The sequence below is a fragment of the Acinetobacter larvae genome (genome assembly GCF_001704115.1).
GTDB classification, from domain to species: Bacteria; Pseudomonadota; Gammaproteobacteria; order Pseudomonadales; family Moraxellaceae; genus Acinetobacter; species Acinetobacter larvae.
The window spans coordinates 1,354,725-1,376,376 of the sequence record NZ_CP016895.1 but is presented as its reverse complement, the minus strand read 5'-3'; the positions used below and the strand labels follow the sequence as shown (position 1 = coordinate 1,376,376).

14 protein-coding genes and 1 pseudogene are annotated in these 21,652 nt (G+C 39.6%); 5 read left to right on the top strand and 10 right to left on the bottom strand.

The window, feature by feature from the left end; translation table 11 throughout:
* Nucleotides 1-72: 72 nt before the first annotated feature.
* Together murU and BFG52_RS06050 are read right to left on the bottom strand one after the other, a co-directional pair.
* A complete protein-coding gene (murU, locus tag BFG52_RS06055; protein WP_067553603.1) occupies nt 73-768 on the bottom strand; it encodes an N-acetylmuramate alpha-1-phosphate uridylyltransferase MurU in 696 nt (231 codons plus the stop codon).
* Nucleotides 765-1,784 (bottom strand): aminoglycoside phosphotransferase family protein, encoded by a 1,020-nt coding sequence (locus BFG52_RS06050; RefSeq protein WP_067553602.1) that lies wholly within the window; start codon nt 1,782-1,784, stop codon nt 765-767. Before BFG52_RS06050 ends, murU begins: the two co-directional genes overlap by 4 nt.
* A gap of 119 nt (nt 1,785-1,903) precedes the next feature.
* Here BFG52_RS06050 and BFG52_RS06045 point away from each other — a divergent pair, with 119 nt between their 5' ends.
* Together BFG52_RS06045 and BFG52_RS06040 are read left to right on the top strand one after the other, a co-directional pair.
* On the top strand, nt 1,904-4,348 hold the full coding sequence (locus tag BFG52_RS06045; RefSeq protein ID WP_067559220.1) for an LPS-assembly protein LptD: 2,445 nt from the start codon (nt 1,904-1,906) through the stop codon (nt 4,346-4,348).
* On the top strand, nt 4,348-5,679 hold the full coding sequence (locus BFG52_RS06040) for a peptidylprolyl isomerase (RefSeq protein WP_067553600.1): 1,332 nt from the start codon (nt 4,348-4,350) through the stop codon (nt 5,677-5,679). Before BFG52_RS06045 ends, BFG52_RS06040 begins: the two co-directional genes overlap by 1 nt.
* Nucleotides 5,680-5,952: 273 nt before the next feature.
* Here the strand turns inward: BFG52_RS06040 and BFG52_RS06035 are convergent, their stop codons facing one another.
* The 8 genes and pseudogenes from BFG52_RS06035 to BFG52_RS05995 form a co-directional block, all read right to left on the bottom strand.
* Complete coding sequence (locus BFG52_RS06035; RefSeq protein ID WP_067553598.1) at nt 5,953-6,666, bottom strand: hypothetical protein; 714 nt, start codon at nt 6,664-6,666, stop codon at nt 5,953-5,955.
* A 291-nt stretch (nt 6,667-6,957) separates the two neighbouring features.
* Nucleotides 6,958-7,626 carry a hypothetical protein gene (locus BFG52_RS06030; protein WP_157758074.1) on the bottom strand — a complete coding sequence of 223 codons (669 nt, stop codon included), beginning with the start codon at nt 7,624-7,626 and terminating at the stop codon, nt 6,958-6,960.
* A 429-nt stretch (nt 7,627-8,055) separates the two neighbouring features.
* The gene (locus BFG52_RS06025; RefSeq protein ID WP_067553593.1) at nt 8,056-9,747 is read right to left on the bottom strand and encodes a T6SS phospholipase effector Tle1-like catalytic domain-containing protein; all 1,692 of its coding nucleotides are present in this window, start codon (nt 9,745-9,747) and stop codon (nt 8,056-8,058) included.
* A 22-nt stretch (nt 9,748-9,769) separates the two neighbouring features.
* A complete protein-coding gene (locus tag BFG52_RS06020) occupies nt 9,770-10,204 on the bottom strand; it encodes a hypothetical protein (protein ID WP_067559217.1) in 435 nt (144 codons plus the stop codon).
* Between the two features lie 183 nt (nt 10,205-10,387).
* A complete protein-coding gene (locus BFG52_RS06015; RefSeq protein WP_323807460.1) occupies nt 10,388-11,155 on the bottom strand; it encodes a DUF4123 domain-containing protein in 768 nt (255 codons plus the stop codon).
* Nucleotides 11,155-13,779: pseudogene (locus tag BFG52_RS06010) on the bottom strand (type VI secretion system Vgr family protein). Before BFG52_RS06010 ends, BFG52_RS06015 begins: the two are co-directional and overlap by 1 nt.
* A gap of 236 nt (nt 13,780-14,015) precedes the next feature.
* Complete coding sequence (locus BFG52_RS06005) at nt 14,016-14,486, bottom strand: Lrp/AsnC family transcriptional regulator (protein ID WP_067553591.1); 471 nt, start codon at nt 14,484-14,486, stop codon at nt 14,016-14,018.
* 1,832 nt (nt 14,487-16,318) lie between these two features.
* Complete coding sequence (locus BFG52_RS05995) at nt 16,319-17,083, bottom strand: glutathione S-transferase family protein (RefSeq protein ID WP_067553587.1); 765 nt, start codon at nt 17,081-17,083, stop codon at nt 16,319-16,321.
* Nucleotides 17,084-17,627: 544 nt separating this feature from the next.
* Between BFG52_RS05995 and BFG52_RS05985 the strand changes: the two genes are divergently transcribed.
* From BFG52_RS05985 to BFG52_RS05975, 3 genes are read left to right on the top strand one after another with little or no spacing between them, the layout of a single operon-like run.
* Nucleotides 17,628-18,833 carry an SfnB family sulfur acquisition oxidoreductase gene (locus tag BFG52_RS05985; protein ID WP_067553583.1) on the top strand — a complete coding sequence of 402 codons (1,206 nt, stop codon included), beginning with the start codon at nt 17,628-17,630 and terminating at the stop codon, nt 18,831-18,833.
* Between the two features lie 11 nt (nt 18,834-18,844).
* On the top strand, nt 18,845-20,125 hold the full coding sequence (locus BFG52_RS05980) for an SfnB family sulfur acquisition oxidoreductase (RefSeq protein ID WP_081408634.1): 1,281 nt from the start codon (nt 18,845-18,847) through the stop codon (nt 20,123-20,125).
* Nucleotides 20,125-21,573: an LLM class flavin-dependent oxidoreductase gene (locus BFG52_RS05975; RefSeq protein WP_081408633.1), complete on the top strand. Its 1,449-nt coding sequence runs from the start codon at nt 20,125-20,127 to the stop codon at nt 21,571-21,573. Before BFG52_RS05980 ends, BFG52_RS05975 begins: the two co-directional genes overlap by 1 nt.
* Nucleotides 21,574-21,652: the final 79 nt, after the last annotated feature.

Here is a 21,652-nt window from a genome sequence, read left to right as displayed (position 1 = left end):
CTCAAAAAATTAGCTTGCAGTATAACGCTTTATTTGCCGTGGAACAGCTCCAAATGCTGGCTAATTACTCATTTAAGCATAAACACCCGCACGAATCTGCTGGTCAAGCTGCTTTAAACGCTCAGGGGTACCCACATCGACCCACGCTTCCTGCATTTTCTCTGCACTGATTTTCGCTTCACGCATTGCAGCCTGCAAAAGCGGTAGCATGGTACGTTTACCATCTGCCAAACCGGCAAACATTGCTGGAGAAAAAACAGCTAAACCACTATAGGTTAAGTGCTCTCCGACCTGTTGCTGTTCAAATAAATAAGCACGGCCATCTGCCGCCAAACAAAAATCACCCTGCGGATGCTGCGGCGGATTAGAGGTTAAAATTAAATGTGCCAAACAATCTGCTTGTAACCGATGTTGCTGCAAACGCGCAAAATCCATGCTGGTCCAGACATCGCCATTTAGCAATAGAAATGGCTGATCACCCAAAAGTGGTAGTGCACGAACAATGCCCCCTGCGGTTTCCAGACCTTCCCCTTCATGCGACCAGCAAATATTCACGCCCCAAGCAGAGCCATCGCCTAATTCCTCAACCAAGCGATGTCCTAACCATGCAGTATTAATAACAATATCGCGAATACCAAGGGCACTGAGTTTTTCAATATGCCAGACAATTAAGGGTTTATCTGCAACCGCCAACAAAGGCTTCGGTGTATGTAGCGTCAGTGGGCGCATGCGATTGCCCAAACCTGCCGCTAAAATCATCGCTTTCATGCAGTAACCTCTTGATAATCTCCAAATTCTGTAACAAATTTAGGAAGAACAACCTCATCAATATAGCCTGCAAATGCAGCAAGCTCTGGGAAAGTTTTCAGCTCTTGTTGCAAATACCACATCACACGCGGCATATCATTTAAATAATTACGCTTGCCATCACGTACAGCCAAACGCACAAATATCCCTAAAATTTTGATATGTCGTTGAATCGACATCACATCTGCATCACGTTTAAAATGTTGTAGATCACGCTGTTGTTTGCTGGTCGCTGGCAATAAAGCATAGAAATCTGCAAACCATTGCTCAACCTGTGCCGCAGGCCATTGTACATAGGCATCGCGGGTCAGGGAGATCAGGTCATAGCTATCTGCGCCAATCACAGCATCCTGAAAATCAATAATCCCTAAATCTGTTTCATCGGCAAGGATCATCAGATTCCGACTATGGAAATCACGATGTACAATGACTTGGGGTTGTTGCAAAACTTGATCAGCCACAAAGTCATAACTTTGCGCAATCATCTGTTGTTCAGCCACCGTTGGCTCAATCTGCAAAGCAGGCAATAACCAATCACTCAACAACTGCATCTCACGCATCAGCATGGCATAGTCATATAATGGTAAGTCTGCGGCACTGGCATCAATTGCCTGTAACTGGTGTAATTGTTTAAAACATTGCTGATAGTAAGCATCAACCGTATGCTGTTCAAGATAGCTCGATAGCAAGTTATCGCCAAAATCCTCTAGCAATAACAAACCTTGGCTTAAATCCTTGCCATGAATATGCGGTACCCGCAAGCCTTGTTGATCGAAAAACTCGTCAATTTTTACAAATGGCAAGCAATCTTCTTTGTCAGGTGGTGCATCCATCAGCATAAATGCTTTATCATTCAATTTAATTCTTGCATAACGACGGAAACTTGCATCTCCAGCTAAAAAGCTGATTTTAAACTGATCAGTCTCAAACAGAGTCGTCAACCATTGTTGTATCAATTGTTCGCGTTGTGTGTTCATTTGCAATAAAATCTAAGTCAGGCTACTTTTTTGAAGGACTAAGTGTAGCTAGTTATCAAGTTTTTCTCTATCATGCAACAATAATTAATTACGATCTGCTTACTTGGTTAATGAAACAAATGAAGCAACAGTTTAAATTTAATCCTTTAGCGACAGCTATTTTTAGCCTGCTTTGCGGTAGTTCAGTCGCAAGTTATGCCGAGTCAGCAGAACAGCCTTCATCCGCTGTAGATAACCGCGCCCTGAAAACAGCGATAGAAGAAGCTTATCCCGGACAAGCTTTTTTTGCGCAGCACTATGTCAGCAAAAATGACCCAGCTGCAGCATCACGAGATCTCAATAATCCAAGCAACCGTTGGTGCGATGGTGTTTGGGTAACGCCATTTGATAGCAATCAAGCAACACTGAGCCCAGAACAGGGTAGTTCCGTGATCACTGCGGATAATGCTTACTACAACCCTGCTGGTGATTCTGAAATCAGTGGCAATGTACTCATTAACCAGCAAGGGCGTTTATTGCGTGCGGACGAAGTCAAACTTGATCGTACCCAAACCTATGCCAAAGCAACTGGTAATGTACAACTCGCACAGGGTGGGCTGATTGCCCAAAGCGAAAAAATAGACTACAACCTCAGAGATGAAACTGGTCAGCTTGATGACAGTTTTTATATTTCAGAAGCAACACACGGGCATGGGCATGCCGAAAAAATAGAACGCACCTCACCCCAGCATTTGGTGTTAAGTAATGCCAGCTATACCACCTGCCCACCAGATGAAACACCAACGTGGAAAATCCAAGCTAAAAATATTGAAATCGATCAAGAAACTGGTCGTGGTGTCACTCGAAATACCAAGTTATATGTCAAAAATGTGCCCGTCATGGCCATTCCATATTTTAACTTTCCGATTGATGACCGACGTACCACCGGTTTGCTCAATCCCAACTTTGGTTATAGCAATGAAGGTGGTTTTCAAGTTGCGGCACCAGTTTACCTTAACTTAGCCCCCAATTACGATGCCACCATTACACCACGCCTATATAGTGATCGTGGTTTAATGCTAGATGGTGAATTTCGCTATTTAACTGAAAATTTTGGTCACGGTCAGTTCTCTGGCGGCTATTTGTACCAAGATAGAAAGTATGACGATAAAGACCGTAAAGATTTCCACTGGTTACATAGCTGGGCAATCACTCCACAATGGTCTGCCAATGCCGAATATAACTATGTATCGGATAAAGATTTCTTTGCTGACTTAAACAACAACCCGAATACCAAAACTGAACTCAATCAACGCCGTGCCTTAGCTTTAAATTATGGCAATGGCATACCAGGTCTGAGTGCGCAACTAAAAGTTGAAGATTTCCAAACCTTGGACAAAAGTATTGCGCAAGTTGACCGCCCTTATGCGCGCTTACCGCAATTTTTATTAAACTATGTCAACGGTAATCCGCTCGGTTTTGAATTTGAGTTTAGTAACGATACCGCTTATTTTAAAAAGAATATCGATGACTTTGAAACACAAGCTCAGCCCAATGGTACCCGTTTATATAACCAATTGGATCTACGTTATAACTATCGCACGCCGTATTCATTTGTGGTCCCGACTGCAACACTGCGTACTTTAAACACCTTTTATGATCAGGATACCATCAACAATTTTGGGCTAGATTCTAGTAATAAAAGCAAATCTGTTGTAGTACCACAATTCACCTTAGATGCAGGTCTTACCTTTGAGCGTGAAGGGACTTTCTTACAGACCATTAGCCCACGTGCATTTTATGCCTACGCTCCCTATAAGAAACAAGATGACTATCCAAACTTTGACACGACAACCGCATCCATTAACTATGACCAGCTCTTTAACCCTTATCGTTTCTATGGTCATGACCGTTTAGATGATAACAATTTCTTATCTCTAGGATTGAGCTATAGTCTATTTGACCGGATCGGTCTGGAACGTTTACGTGCCAGTGTTGGACAAAGTTATTATTTTGAAGACCGTCGAGTTACCCTGCAACAGAAAAATGATACATTTGATACTGAACGCAAAACAGGACCGATCGTTAGTGTAAGCAGTCAGTTATCTCAAAATATCAGTATTTCTGCCAATGCAGCATGGACCGCACATGGCGATAATGCTCAACGTGATTTTCAAGCATATTACGCAGGTGAGCGTGGAAACCTGTATAGTGTAGGTTATTTTAATCGTCGTGAATTGATCGACCGTCAAAAAGCCTATGATCAGGTGACTGCATCTTTTGTACAGCCTGTATTCAATAACTGGCGTATCATCGGTCATGCACAATATGACATCGACAATCATGTTGGACGCAACTATTTATTGGGGATCAATTACGAGTCATGTTGTTGGGGGGTATCTGTGTATGGTCGTTCCTACTATAACGATCTAGATAACGTCAATGAGCCTGGGGTTAAAGCCAAACGCGCCATCATGGCTGAATTTACATTTAAAGGGCTTGGCGGCTTAAACAATAAATTAAGCTCACTCTTAGACAATCGAGTTTTAGGATTCGAGAAAGTTAATCAATCTTGGACACATTAATGAAGACACAAATTTTTAAAAAACGTATTCAAGCAACGCTGCTAGCACTATTGATTTCTTCATCAATGAGCACCTTGAGCCATGCACAACCCGTGGATCAAGTGATCGCTGTGGTCGGTGATAGTGCAATTCTAAAAAGTGACCTTGATCTAAGTATTGCAGAAGCTGAACAACGTGCTAAATTACAAAATAAAGCTATTCCCTCTTATCACCAGCTTGCCGTACAAATGCTGGATCAGCTTATTTTACAAAATGCGCAGTTAGAGCAAGTCAAACGCTTTGGTCTACAGGTTAATGAGCAAGAACTCAATGATGCTGTGATGCGTATTGCCAGACAATCTGGTGAAAGCAATCTAATGAACTATCAGCAAAAATTAGATGCAATGGCGCCAGGAACCTATGAAATCTTGCGTAATCGTGTTGCGCAGCAATTGTTAATTCAGCAATTAAGCCAACAGCAAGTCATGTCACGTATTCGTATTAGTGACCAAGATATCGACAACTTCCTCAAATCACCAGAAGGTCAGGCCGTAACTGGCAACCAAGTACAAGTCATTCATTTACGTATTTCAGGTACAGCGCCAGCGGCTGAACTCAAGCAAACAGCGACGCAAGTCAGAGCTGCACTGAACCAAAGCAATGATATTCAAGCCATTCAGAATCAGTTTAAAACTGCAAATATTACTGTCGAAGGCAATGATATGGGGCTACGCTCTATTTCAAGTATGCCTGCTGAACTTGCTGCACGTGTGAGCTCTCTTAAGACCAATCAAACAACTGATTTAATTCAAGTCCAAGATGGTATTCACATCTTAAAGTTATTAGATCGGAAACAAAGTGCACAACAAGTCTTGGTCCCGCAGTTTAAGACGCAACACATTTTGATCAAGACTTCAGAAGTCGTCACGCCAGAAAATGCCAAACAAATGATTGATAGCATTTATAACCGCTTACAAGCAGGCAGTGACTTCAATACGCTGGCAGCAACCTATTCAAATGATCCAGGTTCTGCCGCAGATGGAGGTAATCTAGGTTGGGTTTCTCCAGGTATGATGGTGCCTGAATTTGACCAAATCATGCAGGATATTCCTGTAGGTCAAATCAGTCAGCCTTTCCAGACTCAGTTTGGTTGGCATATTCTGCGCGTGAATGAACAAAGACAGCAAGACATGACCCGTGAAAATCAACGAAACATGGCACGTCAAGTACTCGGTGAGCGTCAGTTTGATTCTGAAGTAGATAGTTGGTTACGTGAATTACGCGCCAATACTTATATTGAAATTCGTGATCCAAGCCTAGATCCTAAAAAACAAAATGGTCAAGCGCAATAATACTCGCCTATTTTAAAATCCCGTCTGAATGGCGGGATTTTTTTAGCAGATAAAAACTTTGTTGCATTCCCCCATGAGTAGGCAAACAGGTAAAAGTATTAATTTTTCAGATTTATTGTGAGGACTAAACTAGGCTATTTACCAGCCAATTACTTTGAGAGAAAACACGACAAGCTCGCTATAGAGGTGTCTGATTTTACTTGACCATTACAGACATATGCAAAGCGATTTACACAATCCATTGATATATAAGGTGTGTTTACATAGAGTTATTCACAAGTCACTAAAATCACATTTAAAACCTTTAGTCACATCACCATCAATGGCATGACACGATACCTTTATTATATTCGATTTTGTTGCCAAATTAGGAAGATGGTTATCATGTGATTCATGATACTGTGTAAAAATCTCAGTCGGCATACTATCATCCAAATAAAATAAATCAAATATCATTTTATCCCCAACATTATTAGGAATCTCAATAATGTATTCTAATTTATATTGATCACCTTTATTGAATCTAGCAAATAAACCAATATTTTCAGGTTTCGGTGAGTATACAATCGGCTCGTATGGTCCTCTTTGTTTATATGACCACCATTCAGGAAAAATTTTTAGAATATGTTTATTCTTTCCGATTAAGTAAATTTTATTTTCACTATATATCGACTTTTCCTCAAATCTAGGAATAAACCAATCCATTTCATCATTCTTTAATAAAACATTTACCTTTAGTTTAAATACATCCAGCTGAGAGACATTAATCTTTGCATTTACTACGGTCTTAAACGTGTGATAATCTTCATCAGACTCTAAAATATTATTTGGATTAAAATAAGAAAAAAGATAATTCATAAATATCTGATCATCTCTTTGAATCGCTTCTGGTAATATTTGCACCTCATCAGAATAAATATATTCTTTTGCTATTGAATTACGCACAAACATACTCAATAAAATAATTATAAAAAAATACTTAAACATCAAATACTCCTATATTGAATATTCGGTCTAACTGACGCTATTACATCTGGAAAAATTCTGCATAACTATCTGAATTTACCAATGTAGCAGAAGGAATATATTGCTAAGTACGTAAATTCGTCTATTCTACAAATCTTAGGATCAAACCCAGTTATCATATTTTCGCGCTTTATTTACTTAGTTATAAAAGAACTAATGAATTATATGATAGGGTTGTAAATATAAACGACTTCTTTTAGAAAAAAAATGACTAAAATAAGCCTTTAAGAGTAGGTTTATACAACTCTGCTATCATGAACTAAAATCACATTTAAAACCTTTAGTCACATCACCATCAATGGCATGACATGAAACTTTTATTATATTAGATTTTATTGCCATGATTGGTAGGTTTTCATCATATAACTCATTATACTTCATAAAAATTTCTGTTGGTATTGTATTATCCTGATAAAGCAAATCAAATATCAACTGCTCTTCATTTGTTTTTGGCAGGTCAACAATATACTCTAACTTATATTGATCTCCTTTATTAAATCTAGCAAATAAACCAATATGCGCCGGTTTTGGTGAGTATACAATCGGCTCATGTGGTCCTCGTGGTTTATAAGCCCACCACTCTGGAATTTTTTTTAGAGTAATTTTATCCTTAGAAATCAAATAAATTTTATTTTGACTAAATATCGACTTTTCCTCAAACCGAGGAATATACCAATCTGTTCGATCATTCTTTAATAAAACATTTACTTTTATTGTAAATGCATCTAGTTGATAAGCGAAAACTGTTGCACTAATAACAGGCTTAAATAAATGTACTCGATCATTAACATCAAGTATATTATTTTTATTAAGATAGGAAAAAATATGATCTAAAAATACCTGATCATCTCTTTGAATCGCTTCTGGTAATATCTGCACCTCATCAGAATAAATATATTCTTTTGCTATTGAATTACGCACAAACATACTCAATAAAATAATTATAAAAATATACTTAAACATTATATAGCTCTATATTTTATATTTGGTCTTAATGTTTGCATAACCTCTGCAAAAAACTCTGCATAGTTATCTGAATTACATAAAGCCGCACTGAGAATATTTTCAGCAAGTTCCTTACAATATTCAACCTCATAAGCTAAAAATAAATAGGATGACCAAGCATATATTAGTTCTCAATTTTATATACTCAAAATCATTAAAATTAAAATCAGCAAATAGTAACGCTGAATGATTTCTATTGAACGATTCCAACCTATGCACCGCATTGATTTTGAAATCACATGTTCTAGCACTCGGTATGATTCGATTTTCAAGCATATTTAAAAAGCTTAAAGACATTGTAGAACTTAAGTTAAATTTACGGTATGGTCGCCTGCATATTCATCATCATGATGCTTCTGCAAAATCAGATGAATTTTTCGCCTCCTGAAATGCATTTTTTAATTTTTCTTGGGTTTTAGCATCTGCAGCAACACATTCATTTTTTTGGCGAGTTAAAGCTTGATCGACCTCCTGACCTTTGCCGCTACGTCTAGATTCATAAATAGTACGCTGTCGAAAATAACTAAAAGGTTCAACATTGGCGAGAAAGCCATATTTTGAATCATGCACATATGCTTTATAAAAGTTCACGACATCATCATCCGCATCTTTTTCCCAGCTTTCTAAATGCCAACCCTCAACCTTTAATAAAAACTTATAAATTCTTGCAACAGGGCTAAAGACCACAAAGATTTTGCGCCAACCTTTTTGCTTCTCTAAACTGGTAAAATCTTCAATTGCTTTTAAACGAGAAATTTCTGTTGCCATATTGGCAGGCCCCCAAGGCACCAATTTTTGTGCCCAGGTTTTTTTAAGGTCTTTACGATCTCGTTGATTAGGGCTGGCAATGCCTTTACGCTGCATGGTGCCATAGGCACTATAGAACATCTTCATACTGGCTTGCACTTGCGACTCAATTGATCCATTGCTAGCCATTTTGCTTTGAACAGCATCATATAAACGCTGAGTGTCTGGTTGAATTTGGTATTGTAATTCAAAAAGTTCAATATGATTCTTCTTTAATTCATCATAACTGTAAAGTTTTACTCCAGCAGTCAATGCCTCATCCAACATTTTTTTTAAGGTAATCCGGGCAAAATTATCACTGACTCCATCGCCACTTGTATCTGGTTGATAGCCGCCACCAATATCAGAGTGCATGCCTGGATAAACTATCTCAGACCAATTAGGATTACGCATCGTACCATCTTTGCTGCTGATTAAATCCAGTGGAAAAGAAAAACGTTGTTCATTGCCAGCTACCAGCTGCACGCATTTTTGTACTCTCTCATCCACCACCAAATCGCGCCCTTCAAAGGTGACATTATTATTTAAATTGGTTGCAGGTAAACCAAAAGATGCAACCGTATCAAACAAACCTAAGAACTTAAACTCAATTGGATATGTCGCGTATTTTAGTCCATCGCAATCTGCATCACACTGCCAAATTATTTGATTGGTAAATGCTCGTGCCAAGGCTGCCCCGCGTGAAAAACCGATTGCAGAATAATTTATTTTTTTGATTAAACGATGCTGCGCTAAATTTTTATTCAACTCTGCAAAGGCCGTGTTTTTCTGTGATAGCGCATAGGCAGCCAATTCATTTTCTAATTTTTTAGCATTATTAATTAAAGTTTTTTGTAATGCGTCATCGACTTCAGATTGACCATATTCTAAACGACGCGTCCCACCATTACCCATCCCTAAGCCAGCTGGACCATCCTCAAGCATTGCACCAGCACGTTGAAATATACTTAACTCACCATTAAAACGGGTCCCCACTCCAGACACATAAATTGCATAATTGGGATATTTTTCCCCTACGGCATCCTTGGTTTCTTTTAAGGCTCTAGCATTACGCCATAGCCTAGCAGGATTTGCCCATTTCTTTAATGCTTCGTCTGCATCTTTATTATTGCCAGTACCATCAAAAAATACAGCCACATGCACAACATCACTGCAATCTTGTTTGGCATTACAGAGCGAATTAGTTACATCTTGATTATTTGCAATCACTCGATCTATATTATTCGACATTTTTCAATTATATCCTAATCAATCACTCTTTATTTTGCTTCATTTCATCTCTTAATTTTTTCTGCCATGCCAAGCCTTTTTCTGTTGGATCTGGCCAATGATCAGATGTAATAATCTCTACAGTTTCATCTGGATAAAGATGAGCAGCCAAATATTTCTTACCTTTTAATTGCTCCCGAGTGATAATCACTTCATTTTTTGCTTGGTGAACTCTTTTACTATTAGTTTCTTTCCAAGTCACCACTTGATGACCTACTTTAATTGGATCTGTTGATATTGCACCACCAAATCCCCCGCCAATTTCTACACCGTTTAGTCTAACCATATCACTCGTGTATCTTGGATCATAATTAAAAGAGGTTGTAGCCATATCATAAGTCGAAAAAGGCGTGGTAGCACAAGAAACCACCCCCATGAGTAGGGTGACAGGGAACAGTATTAATTTCTTCAGATTCATTTTATAAGTCCTCATTTTCATTTATTTGCATCATACTGAATAACTATTTTGACTTAAAAGCGACATCAGCTCATCCATGCTCATCTGCATCTGTTCAAGTTGAGATAAATAAGCTTGCAAAATCTCGTCTGTATAAAAGCGCTCTTTATAAAGTAACTTTAAACAAATAAAATTGAGCAAGTCTCATGTGCCATTTAAACCAAGTTGCCGCGCTTCAATAATATTTTCAACAACTAAATCATATCGTTGTAAATCACTCAGATTGTCGATTAAATAAGCATTATTTAATTTTAAATAATAAATAAGATGATCTGGTAAAGTAGCTTCAACCATATTTAGCTCTTGTTCAACTGTAAATATTAATGGTTGTGTTACCTCTTCAATCAGCTCTCTCTTTTCATCTAGACCAAAAATTGCTTGTATCTCACCTATTCGGTTCCAATACCACCAGCTTTGAATCGGTGCTAATAGATCATACTTTTGTTGTTCACTAAAAATAGGACCTTTGACATATAAACTATGATCTTCTTCATGTCCTAATAATGACGCAAGAACGACAGGATCCCAAAATGCTAGAAATAATTCTAAACCGCCCTCTAATTTAACGTCTAAAAACTGTCGTAAATGATTAAATAATTGCTTGAAACTTAATGATGTCACAATAAGGGTCATATGACTGGTCCCTGCGACATGTTTTGCCACCCATTGCCATTCTTTTTTTTCAAAGTCGACGGGTAGTTGTAGTAAATGAGGCGATACCTCACGTGCTTTGTCTCCAACAGCCTCTAGCAATAAACATTGGCTAGGCAACTTTGAAAGCGCTTTTGCTTTAAGAAACGTGGCATCTTGTGCAGCATCAGCTAAAGCAAAAATATTTAAACCCAAATCTTCAAGAGGATAATGCTCATAGGTCTTAAATAGAACCCTTAGAGCAGGATGAATCTTCCCCATTACTGACCATCCCCTTTATTAACGAAAGCACCACGTTGTGCCGAACGACGTGCTAAACATTCCCAGCAGATATTATTGGGGAATATTGGCAAAATAGCAGACTCAGTTGCAGCTCCAGTAAAAATATGTTGACCAGCCTTCGCGGTAAATAAACGTGGTGTAATCACTGTCACGCCATTACCATCAATACGTATAGCACTATCCTTGGCGCGCAATACAATCTCAGTCGGGCTATTAATCTCTACTTTTCCATCAGCAGAACTGATTTTTATGTCCGCACGAGCCATCATATTCAAAGCATTATCTTGAACTTGTACATCCATTTTTCCCTTTGCGGTATAGACTTTTAAATCCTCCTGTCCTACAAAAAAACTGGCTTTTTTCTTGGCATTTAAAACAAAATTCTCGTCACTACTCATATTGATCGACTGACCACTCGCCATGGTAATACCGTCCAAAGCATTAAGATGAATATCTTTTCCAGAGGCAAGCGCAATACTTTCTGGTGCAGCCAATAACATCACTGCATCTTGCATGGCTTTTAAATCCTTCCATTGCGACTCTATTTTCTGCATATAACTTTCGATGCGCTGCAACATATCTGCAGGATCTGCTTTTTGCTTCAGCGCATATTCTGATAAAGCTTTCATCCCCTCCAGACTTTCTGAAATCTGCTGTATTACTTCGCTATTTTCGAGCTGACTACTTTGCGCTTCGGATTGAATAAAAGTAGATAGATATAAACCTTTACTGCGAATTGCACCAGATAAATCACTCCTTAACTCAAAGCCTTCACCACGCCCGTCACTTGCTTCGGCAGATTTGGGATGACTTAAATTTCCCAAATTGAGCTGACTGGCGCCATGACTACTTTGCAACTGGGTACTAATTTGCCCTGCGGTATCGTCAAAGCGTAATTGCCCATAGCCTCTGCCGCCCACTTCATTGGAGCGTATACCACTTAAACGTCGGGTATCCGGCAGTTGACCCATTGTGTCAAACTGGGTTGGGCTACGCTGTGCTTCGTGAATCCGACCTAATACGAAAGGTCGATCAACATTGCCATCAAAAAAGTCGATCGCCACAATCTCGCCAATCCGCGGTAAGAACCGTGCACCATAACCTTCACCCGCCCAAGGTGTCAGTACATCCACCCAAGCGGAATCGCTGTCATTGTCATTGCTGCCGGCACCACCATCGTGGCTATGATCTTCGCTTCGGGTAAATAAGAAACGTACTTTGATCCGCCCCCATTCATCTACATGAATGCTCTCACCTGCTGGTCCAACCACGCGCGCACGCTGTGGGTAGGCTGCTGGACGATGCTGTAAGGGATTGTATTCGGGCACAATTGCAATATTGCGACGCTGTAAAGTCAAGCTATTGGCTTGACGTTCATCCGACGGTGTAGACTGTTGCCATTGGCTTTTGCTGACTAAGGCTTGGACTTGAGCATTGAGGTCTTTGGGCAGGTTATTTTGATTATAAAAAGACTTGGCAATAATCAGGAATTCTTTGTCTGCACCACTGTGGCTGTCTATTTCTGGATGCTCTTCAAAGCTAAACCAATAGCCAACTTGTGCATCACGTACTGTCGACTGTGCAATAAATTGTTTCGCCTGCGCATTGTGATAGGCGCTGATATTTTTATTGAGATCTTCTACTTGACGATTGCCCGACGGGGTTGCGCCATCTTCGCCTTTTAGGTCTTGCATCCAAGCGGGGCTGATAGCCCATGCATCTTCTAGCCCCAAACTGGCACTGTCTTGTTGGCTAGAATGTTACTGTGTGGTCAGCACCGAACCTGCACCGTCATCGACATCCAAGGCATCGGCTTGCCAACGATTAAGATAAACCGCTGTCGGCTGTAAGCTACGCTGCGCGACAAAACGGGTAATACTGTCAAATTGCTCAGTGGCGTCACTGCGATGAAAACGTATTGAGCGTCTATTGAGTGCTTGATACTGATCATTGCTATCGATCAAGCGAAGTTTTTGTGCTTGAATCGATTCAGAAGAATTGGCTACGATTAGCTGTGCTTCATCAATTAACCAATTAATGCCTTCAGCACGCATTAAGCGCGTCAAAAAGTCATAATCGGTTTCATTGGCCTGCATAATAAAAGGTCGAATATCGTAGTCTTTGCTTAAACCGCTTAAATCTAATTTTAAACTGGCGGCAAAGAGTGGGCTTTTTTGCTGCCATTCTTTAAATAGCGCTTGGATTACATCGACCACGCTTTTATTCATAAATACACGGCTATTACGACGTTTATGCCATAGCGTCGTGGCATCTTGTAGGGTCAATTTATAGACCGTCAAAGCCCCATCACTTTGTCCCTGACTGGCTGCACTAATAATGCCTGTACTACGAAATAATTCCCCTCGATCAGTCACTTGATCTACTGCAAGCTGACAACCGATAAATTCTTTGAGCGCAATCGTGGCATCTAAAGATAAACAGATCAGCTCAGCAGTGAATCCCCGATTGAGACCATGCTCCCCCTCAATACGTTGTAAGAATACTTTTTCATTGAGCGATGAATTGGAAAACTGCGCGTGTATGGCGCGCTTCTGTGCGCTCAATCCTAAGTCGGCGAGTATATTTTGGATATTGTTTAGCATGAATTTATATAATAAAAAATGGCGTAATTTTATTGAAAAGTATGCTTTATATACGAAACACTTTCAATTTTTTTAACAATAAGTACTAAAAACTTTTTATTTTAAAGTTAGCTCATATCTGGCTCTTATCATGTTGTTAGTATTTTGCTTATTTAAATCAATATTAAGATATAATAAAAGAAAGTAAACTATTGTTTTATATGGTTATTTAACTCATAGCATAAAATAGAAATCCATCATACTCGGCTGAGCATAGCACCGCAGTTAAATACATTATATTCTTTGATCACAAAACTAGAATGCAATGCCACGACATGCTCAATTTTCCCCATACGCTTCAGCAGGAAATCACTGTAATTTTCCATATCTTTTGCCACGACTTCGACCAAAAAGTCCGCCGATTGCCCTGTGACCAGAAAAGCATTAATCACTTCAGGAATGCTTTCCAGCTCTTCTAAGAACTTGGCAAAGGTATCGCTATCATGTTTACTCAGAGATACCTGTAAAATAATATGCAGACTAAAGCCTAATTTTTGATAGTTAATTTCTCGCTTTAATGCGCTAATAATATTATTTTCTAATAAATGTTTAATGCGGCGATGCACAGAACTTACAGAAAGATTAATACGTTCTGACAACTCATTGAGGTTAATATCTTCGTGACTTAATATCTCTAAAATTTGTTTATCAAAACGATCTAACTGCATTGTTAATCCCTGGTCTGATGTACAGAAGGTTATTGTAGGCTGCTCGTCTGCTTGCTGTCATCATTTTTAACATCTATTTGCATCTCAATGCAGTGTAATGGTCGTGCAAATAATGTTGAATCAATATTCCTAAATCTAGTCGCTATCCATTTCATAGCAATGCTCAGATGATATGGCATCTTTATTGATTTAAATCTGCGTAAATCAGTATATTTTGAGGGTATGGGGAAATAACTATAACAACGTGCTGTTGATAACATCGCGCCTGTGCCTATAAACTTGTGGTCTATAGCGTTCTTAGTTGAATTGAGACCTTGTGGGTTAATCTGAACCTTCTCCCAAAAGACAGACCTTACTCGCTTCAATTTCCCCTGATCACCCTTAGCCATTACTTTAACTACAATCGCTTTAAATGTTTTCCCTTAAAACCAATTATTTAGACAATTAAAAATATAATTTCCCAGAATTTGCGCAAATAATGAAAAATTATTCACATAGAACAGCTATTACCAAATAGATTTATTGATTATATGTAAATTACTGCATGATTTTACGTTACATCATGATGAAAATAAAAAACTTGAAGTGTTTTTGATTTTATTTCGCTTAGCGCTTGGCAAAATTTTACAGTGCCTGATGCACAACACTTGGCGAGAACAGAATAAGATTTGAAGCAGCCAGAAGATGAACGATTTTATTCTAGAATAGAAGCTGGATATTTATGCTTTGGAAATTGTCATTAATAGTAAATTTTTTAGGGTTATGGGGAAATGACTATAACAACGTGCTGTTGATAACATCGCGCCTATGCCTATAAACTTGTAGTCTATAGCGTTCTTAGTTGAATTGAGACCTTGTGGGTTAATCAGCGCCCTTCTCCCAAAAAGACTGATTAAACTCGCTTCAATTCCCCTATCACCCTGAGCACTAATTTAACAAGGCAGTATGTAAAATAATTCTCTTATTATTATAGAATTTGACGTTATTTTGAAATATTTTTTCATTTAAGCAATATTTTATACATTATTTTATCACTCAAGAGCTATTATCATTTAAATCATTGCAGATTTATCTAGATTTACGCGTTATATTGCGCAATCAAGCTACATGTTTGCATGCGCCGATACTAGGAACATTTACCGCTATATCGATCAAATGATTGTATATAGCATGGGAATCAAGCAAGGAATTGATGCGCAAAATTGAATTTTTTGTGCTGCGGTAGTTGGAGCGAGTTATGTGACTTGAGTGATATAGTTCTATTTGCAGAGATTATTCTAAAGTTGCTATTATTTTTTGTTGTGAACTAACTCAAAATTTTGAGGGTTTGGGGAAAACATTGTTGCTTACTATAACAACGCTATACCGGTAAGTATCGCGCCTGTGCCTATAAACTTGTGATTTATAGCGTTCTTAGTTGAATTGAGACCTTGTGGGTTAATCAGCGCCCTTCTCCCAAAAAGACTGATTAAACTCGCTTCAATCCCCTTATCACCCTGAACACTACTTTAATCAAAACCGAGACGAATTCTTTCTCTAAAAAACAAAGAAAACGCCCTGATCTGCAAATATTTATCACTTAAAATGTTTTATATGGGAAATACTGTCAGCTGTGAGCAATTTATAAATTTTATCTCATCATTTGCAATCAATGATTAAAAATATCACTCATGCTTTATGCTGTGCCATGCCGCCTATAGCGCCAAAATATTTTGTTATAGCGCGAATAAATGCTATAGGTCTGTTGCACTCTAAAGACATATTAAAAGATATTTAAAAGATATATCACGACTAAAATATCAGCTCAAAACGTCGCAATAAAGCACTAACCTTTAAACGCCACGCCAATCTACACGGGCACGCCGTTCAGTCATATAAATACGTTGTACATATTGTCCTAAGGGCAATGCTAAAAGCTGTTGTTTATACTCATTGAACTCATCGCTTTGCTGCACTTGGCTATCTCGTTCCCAAGGGGTTGTTTCAATTTCTAAAATAGGCGCCAACATTGAACACACGGCAATATCTGCCAATCCTAAGCGCTCAGAAACCAAATAACGACCATGATTTTCCACCAGTTGTTGATTTAACTGCTCAATGATGCTTTGCATCTGTGCCTTGGACGCGGCAGCGTCTTGCGGGGACAGTTGATAACTGCGTGACATCATAGTTTTTAAAATGGGTTTGCTATATTTTTCAAACTGACGTAAATAACCGCTTTCACCAATCATCACCTCCAAGGCACTATCATTCATCGCCAAAGCTTGTGATAGACTCCAACGTCGAACATGTACGCCAAGTTCATTGGCTAATTGATTGGTTTCCAGCGCTTGGTCTCGTAAGTCTTGTTGTGCACGTAAAAATGAATGTTCTGGATACTTTTCATCTAAATACAACGCAATCATGCTTGAGTCTGCAATCCACTGCTGTTGGTCTTTTAGAATCGGCAAGCTATTTTGTCTTGTTTTAAGCTGAGCAAAGGCACGATGCACGCCAGGAACAAGATTATGCGCAACATATTCCAATTGTTTAAAATCTAGTAACCAGCGAGCTTTTTCACAAAAATGTGAGAGAGGAAACTGGTAAAGAATACGCATATAAACTCCAATATCAGAACAGATAATATTTAATTGAACGATCCGAAACCAAAAAGTTTTCGGTCTAATTTTCTATTTAAAATTTCAGTATCAAGCCCATTACAGCGTATAGAAACAAGCGTCGTAACAAAGCAGTTATCCTATCATGACAAGCAAACAGTACAAATAGTTAAAATGATCAGTCAAAAATATTAAATCTGAGCCAGCACCTTGCAAATTAATTTTATCGACCAGCGATCTTTGAACACCATGCTCGGTATTTATTTTGGCGAATGAAGCGAATTTGCAGAAAATCAAAGCAATCCTGTTATAAGGGTTTATTGATTCAATATCAGGAAAAAGCATAAATCAGCTTTCATACCTGTAAAATTTAGCAGAAAATAAAAATATACTCTTTATAAACAATATCTTAATTTATCTATTTAAATAAATACCTTCTTCCAAAAATTCATAAAATAAATTTATCATAAGTACATCACAATACTTCGTTTAATTTTTACAACACAATTGCGTAGCGTGGCGGTATTGATAAAAAGGAATCGCCATGACAACTTCCAATACTGCGCCTGTGGCAAACATTATTGAAAATGATCAACAAGCACTGAATGCAGCCTATCAAATTGCAGACTTAGCATTGCTTGAGCGTAAACAACGCGATCAAAATGGAATTTTACCCTTTGATATCATGCGGCAATGGAGTCTAAAAGGGCTTGGTGCAATTCGCATTCCCAAACAATATGGCGGTGCATTTGTATCGAATCAGAGCTTAGCAAAAATTTTTAAAATCATTGCAAAAGCAGATGCCAGTGTGGGGCAAATTCCACAAAATCAGTTTGGACTGCTGAGTTCTATTGAACAGATTGCCTCGCCAGAACAGAAACAAAAAATTTATGCCGGGATTTTAGCGGGTAAACGTTTGGCAAATGGTGGTCCAGAACGCTATAGCCCAGACGTCCGTAGTATTAGCACCTATCTAGAAAATATTGAAGGTCAGTATTATCTCACTGGACAAAAATTTTATTCCACGGGTGCATCTTTTGCGGATTGGCTGGCTATTCGCGCCTTACATCCTGATGGTCATGTTGTACTTTGCATTATTGATGCCAAAGCAGACGGCGTCTCAATTTTAAATGATTGGAATGGTTTTGGACAACGCACCACAGCCAGCGGCAGCGTCAATCTCAGTCGTGTAGCTGTTGCAGCAGAGTTTATTTTTGATGAAAAAGCACTCGGTGAAGTGCATCAATACCGTGGTGCATTCTCTCAACTTTTACAGGTCGCTATTGATGTGGGGATTGCCGAAGCAGCTTATGCTGATACCTTAGCGGTCATTGCGAAAGCACGTCCTATTGCTGATGCCAAGGTCGAAAAAGCTAGTCAAGAACACTATAATTTACAAGAGGTTGGAAAGCTCTCTGTGTTATTAGAGGCAGCTAATCTCCTTTTGCAAGATGCAGCACGTTATTTAGATGAACTAGATGGCATCGACAAAGTCACTGAAGAGCAAGCAAAACAAGCTTCCATCATCGTGGCACTCGCCAAAGTCTATGCCAATGATGCAGCCTTAATGATTTCAGAAAAACTATTAGAACTTGGGGGAAGCCGCTCTAGTTTGGCTGAACACAATCTCGACCAGCACTGGCGCAATGCACGTGTACACACATTACATGATCCAATTCGTTGGAAGCTTCACGCCATCGGCAATTATTACCTTAACGGTCAACAAAATGCTCGTCACGCTTGGATTTAAAGGAATATCTCATGACTACTTATGCAAAAACCTTAGATACTAAAACCTTAGACAATAGCATCCAACATGTAACGAGCTCGGTTAAGCAAAATAATACGACAGCACATATTATTCAATCAGACCAAGAAGCTTTGGCATTGGTCAAACAATTTCGTCAACAGTTTGCCCAACATGCCAGCCAACGCGATTTAAATCGACAATTGCCTTTTGAGGAAATCGAGCAACTCAGTCAATCTGGGTTATTGGCGATTACCGTTCCCAAACAATATGGTGGTGCAGAAGTGTCCAATGTCACACTGGCTCGTGTGATTGCCGAGCTCAGTGCAGCCGATGGCTCAATTGGTCAAATACCACAAAATCACTTCTATGCGCTTGAAGTATTAAGACATACTGGTACTGAGCAACAAAAACAGAAATTCTATGCAGAAATTTTGGCGGGTAAACGTTTGGGTAATGCTCTAGCTGAATTTAAAACGGCCAATGCCAGTATCAAAACCACGCGCATTCGTCCTGAATTCCCAGAGCAATCACACAATGATCGTTATGTGATTCAAGGTGAAAAATTTTATTGCACAGGAAATCTATTTGCACATCGTATTCCGACATTGGTACAAGATGATCAGCAAAATGAATATCTCGCCTTTGTCAACGCAGACAGTACTGGCTTAGAGCGTATCGATAACTGGACTGGCTTTGGACAAAGAACCACCGGTAGCGGTACTGTTCGTCTTAATCAGGTATTGATTGAGCAAGATGAGCTTATTCCATTTGATCTAGCTTTTAGCACGCCAAGTTTAGTAGGTCCAATTGCGCAGCTGATGCATGCTGCGATTGAAGTGGGTATTGCCAGAGCAGCATTTGAAGAAACCTTAGTCCGTGTTCGAGCGGCTCGCCCTTGGATAGATGCACAAGTCGATTTTGCCCATCAAGATCCTTTGACCCTATATGAGCTCGGTCGTATCGCTGCCGATGTTCGTGCCAGTGAGCTACTGCTTGCACAGGCTGGTGCCGTGATTGATGCTGCGAAAAATAATATTGATGAACAGCATGTTGCAGAAGCCTCAATTGCCGTAGCCAAAGTCCGTGCCCATAGCACCGAGACTGCACTCAAAACAGCATCAAAACTGATTGAGCTCGCGGGAAGCCGTGGCAGTCAGCGCAATGACAACCTAGACCGTTATTGGCGTAATGCGCGGGTACATACCTTACATGACCCAGTGCGTTGGAAATACTATTTCATTGCCCAATATGAACTCAACGGTGTACTTCCGCCAAGAAGAGGGACATTGTAATGACCACAACACACACCCCTCATACACAGACTGAGGCTGAAACTCAGACCACAGCACAAGCCAAACACATTGCATTGAATGCCTTTGATATGAACTGTGTTGGACATATCAATCACGGTCTCTGGACACATCCGCGCGATCAATCTCATCGCTTTAATCAGTTGAGTTACTGGACTGAATTGGCTCAAATCTTAGAAAAAGGTTTATTTGACGGTTTATTTTTGGCAGATATTACTGGTGCTTATGATGTTTATGCCAATAATATTGATCTGACGCTACGCGAGTCGGTGCAATTACCGAGCCATGATCCAGCTCCAGTGATTTCTGCGATGGCAGCGGTGACGCAACATTTATCTTTTGGGGTAACAGTCAATTTAAGCTATGAACTGCCCTATCAGTTTGCACGGCGTTTCGCCACTTTAGATCATTTAACTGAAGGGCGTTTGGCGTGGAATATTGTGACCGGTTATTTAGATAGTGCCCAAAAGCTAGTTGGACAAGATCGACTACAGGCACATGACCAACGTTATGATCAAGCAGAAGATTTTCTCACACTCTGCTACCGTTTTTGGGAAGGTTCTTGGGAAGATGATGCCTTACAGATTGACAAACAGGCACGGCGTTTTGCTGACCCAGATAAAGTGCATTATATCCAACACCAAGGACCATTTTATCAAAGCCAAGGCGTGTTCCAAGTTGCACCGTCTAAGCAAAGAACACCCGTATTATTCCAAGCGGGTGCTTCACCGCGCGGGCTTGCCTTTGCCACGCGCCATGCAGAATGTATTTTTATTGGCGGCGACAAAATTGAGCACATTCAGAAACAAGTGCAAAAAATTCGTGAATTGACTGTTCAACAAGGTCGGCCAGTGGATGCCATTAAGATTTTCCTAGGCTGTACTGTGGTCAGTGCTGAAAGTTCTTCCCTTGCTCGTGATAAGTTCATCGAATATCAGCAATATGCGAGCCCAGAAGCTGGCTTAGCGCATTTTTCTGGGTCTATTGGTCTCGATTTATCGCAATTTGCCGAGGATGATGTGATTCCCTATCGCAACACCAATAGCATTGTCTCGGTCAATCAAAAATTTAAACAACAAGATATCACCCTTGCCGACTTAAAAGCACAACATCCGTTGGGCGGTCGTTATCCCGTCATTATCGGTAGTGGTGCAGAAGTTGCAGAACAATTGATTGATTTATTTGATCAAACGGGCATTGATGGTTTTAACCTAACCCGCACAGTCAGCCCAGAGTCGCATTTAGATTTTGTGCAATGGGTGATTCCCGAATTACAACAACGCGGGCGCTATAAAACTGCGTATCAAGACGGTAGCCTCAGACAAAAACTGTTTGCGCAAGGCGATCATTTACATCCAACGCATCCAGCAGATCAGTACCGATGTCAGCCCAGCGCCCAAGTAAATGATCAGCAACAAAAACGTGCCTAAGTGCTGTATGTCATGACAGTAAAACACTTGCTATGACAGCAAAAACCTAAGTACTGCATGTCATGACAGCAAGAAATAG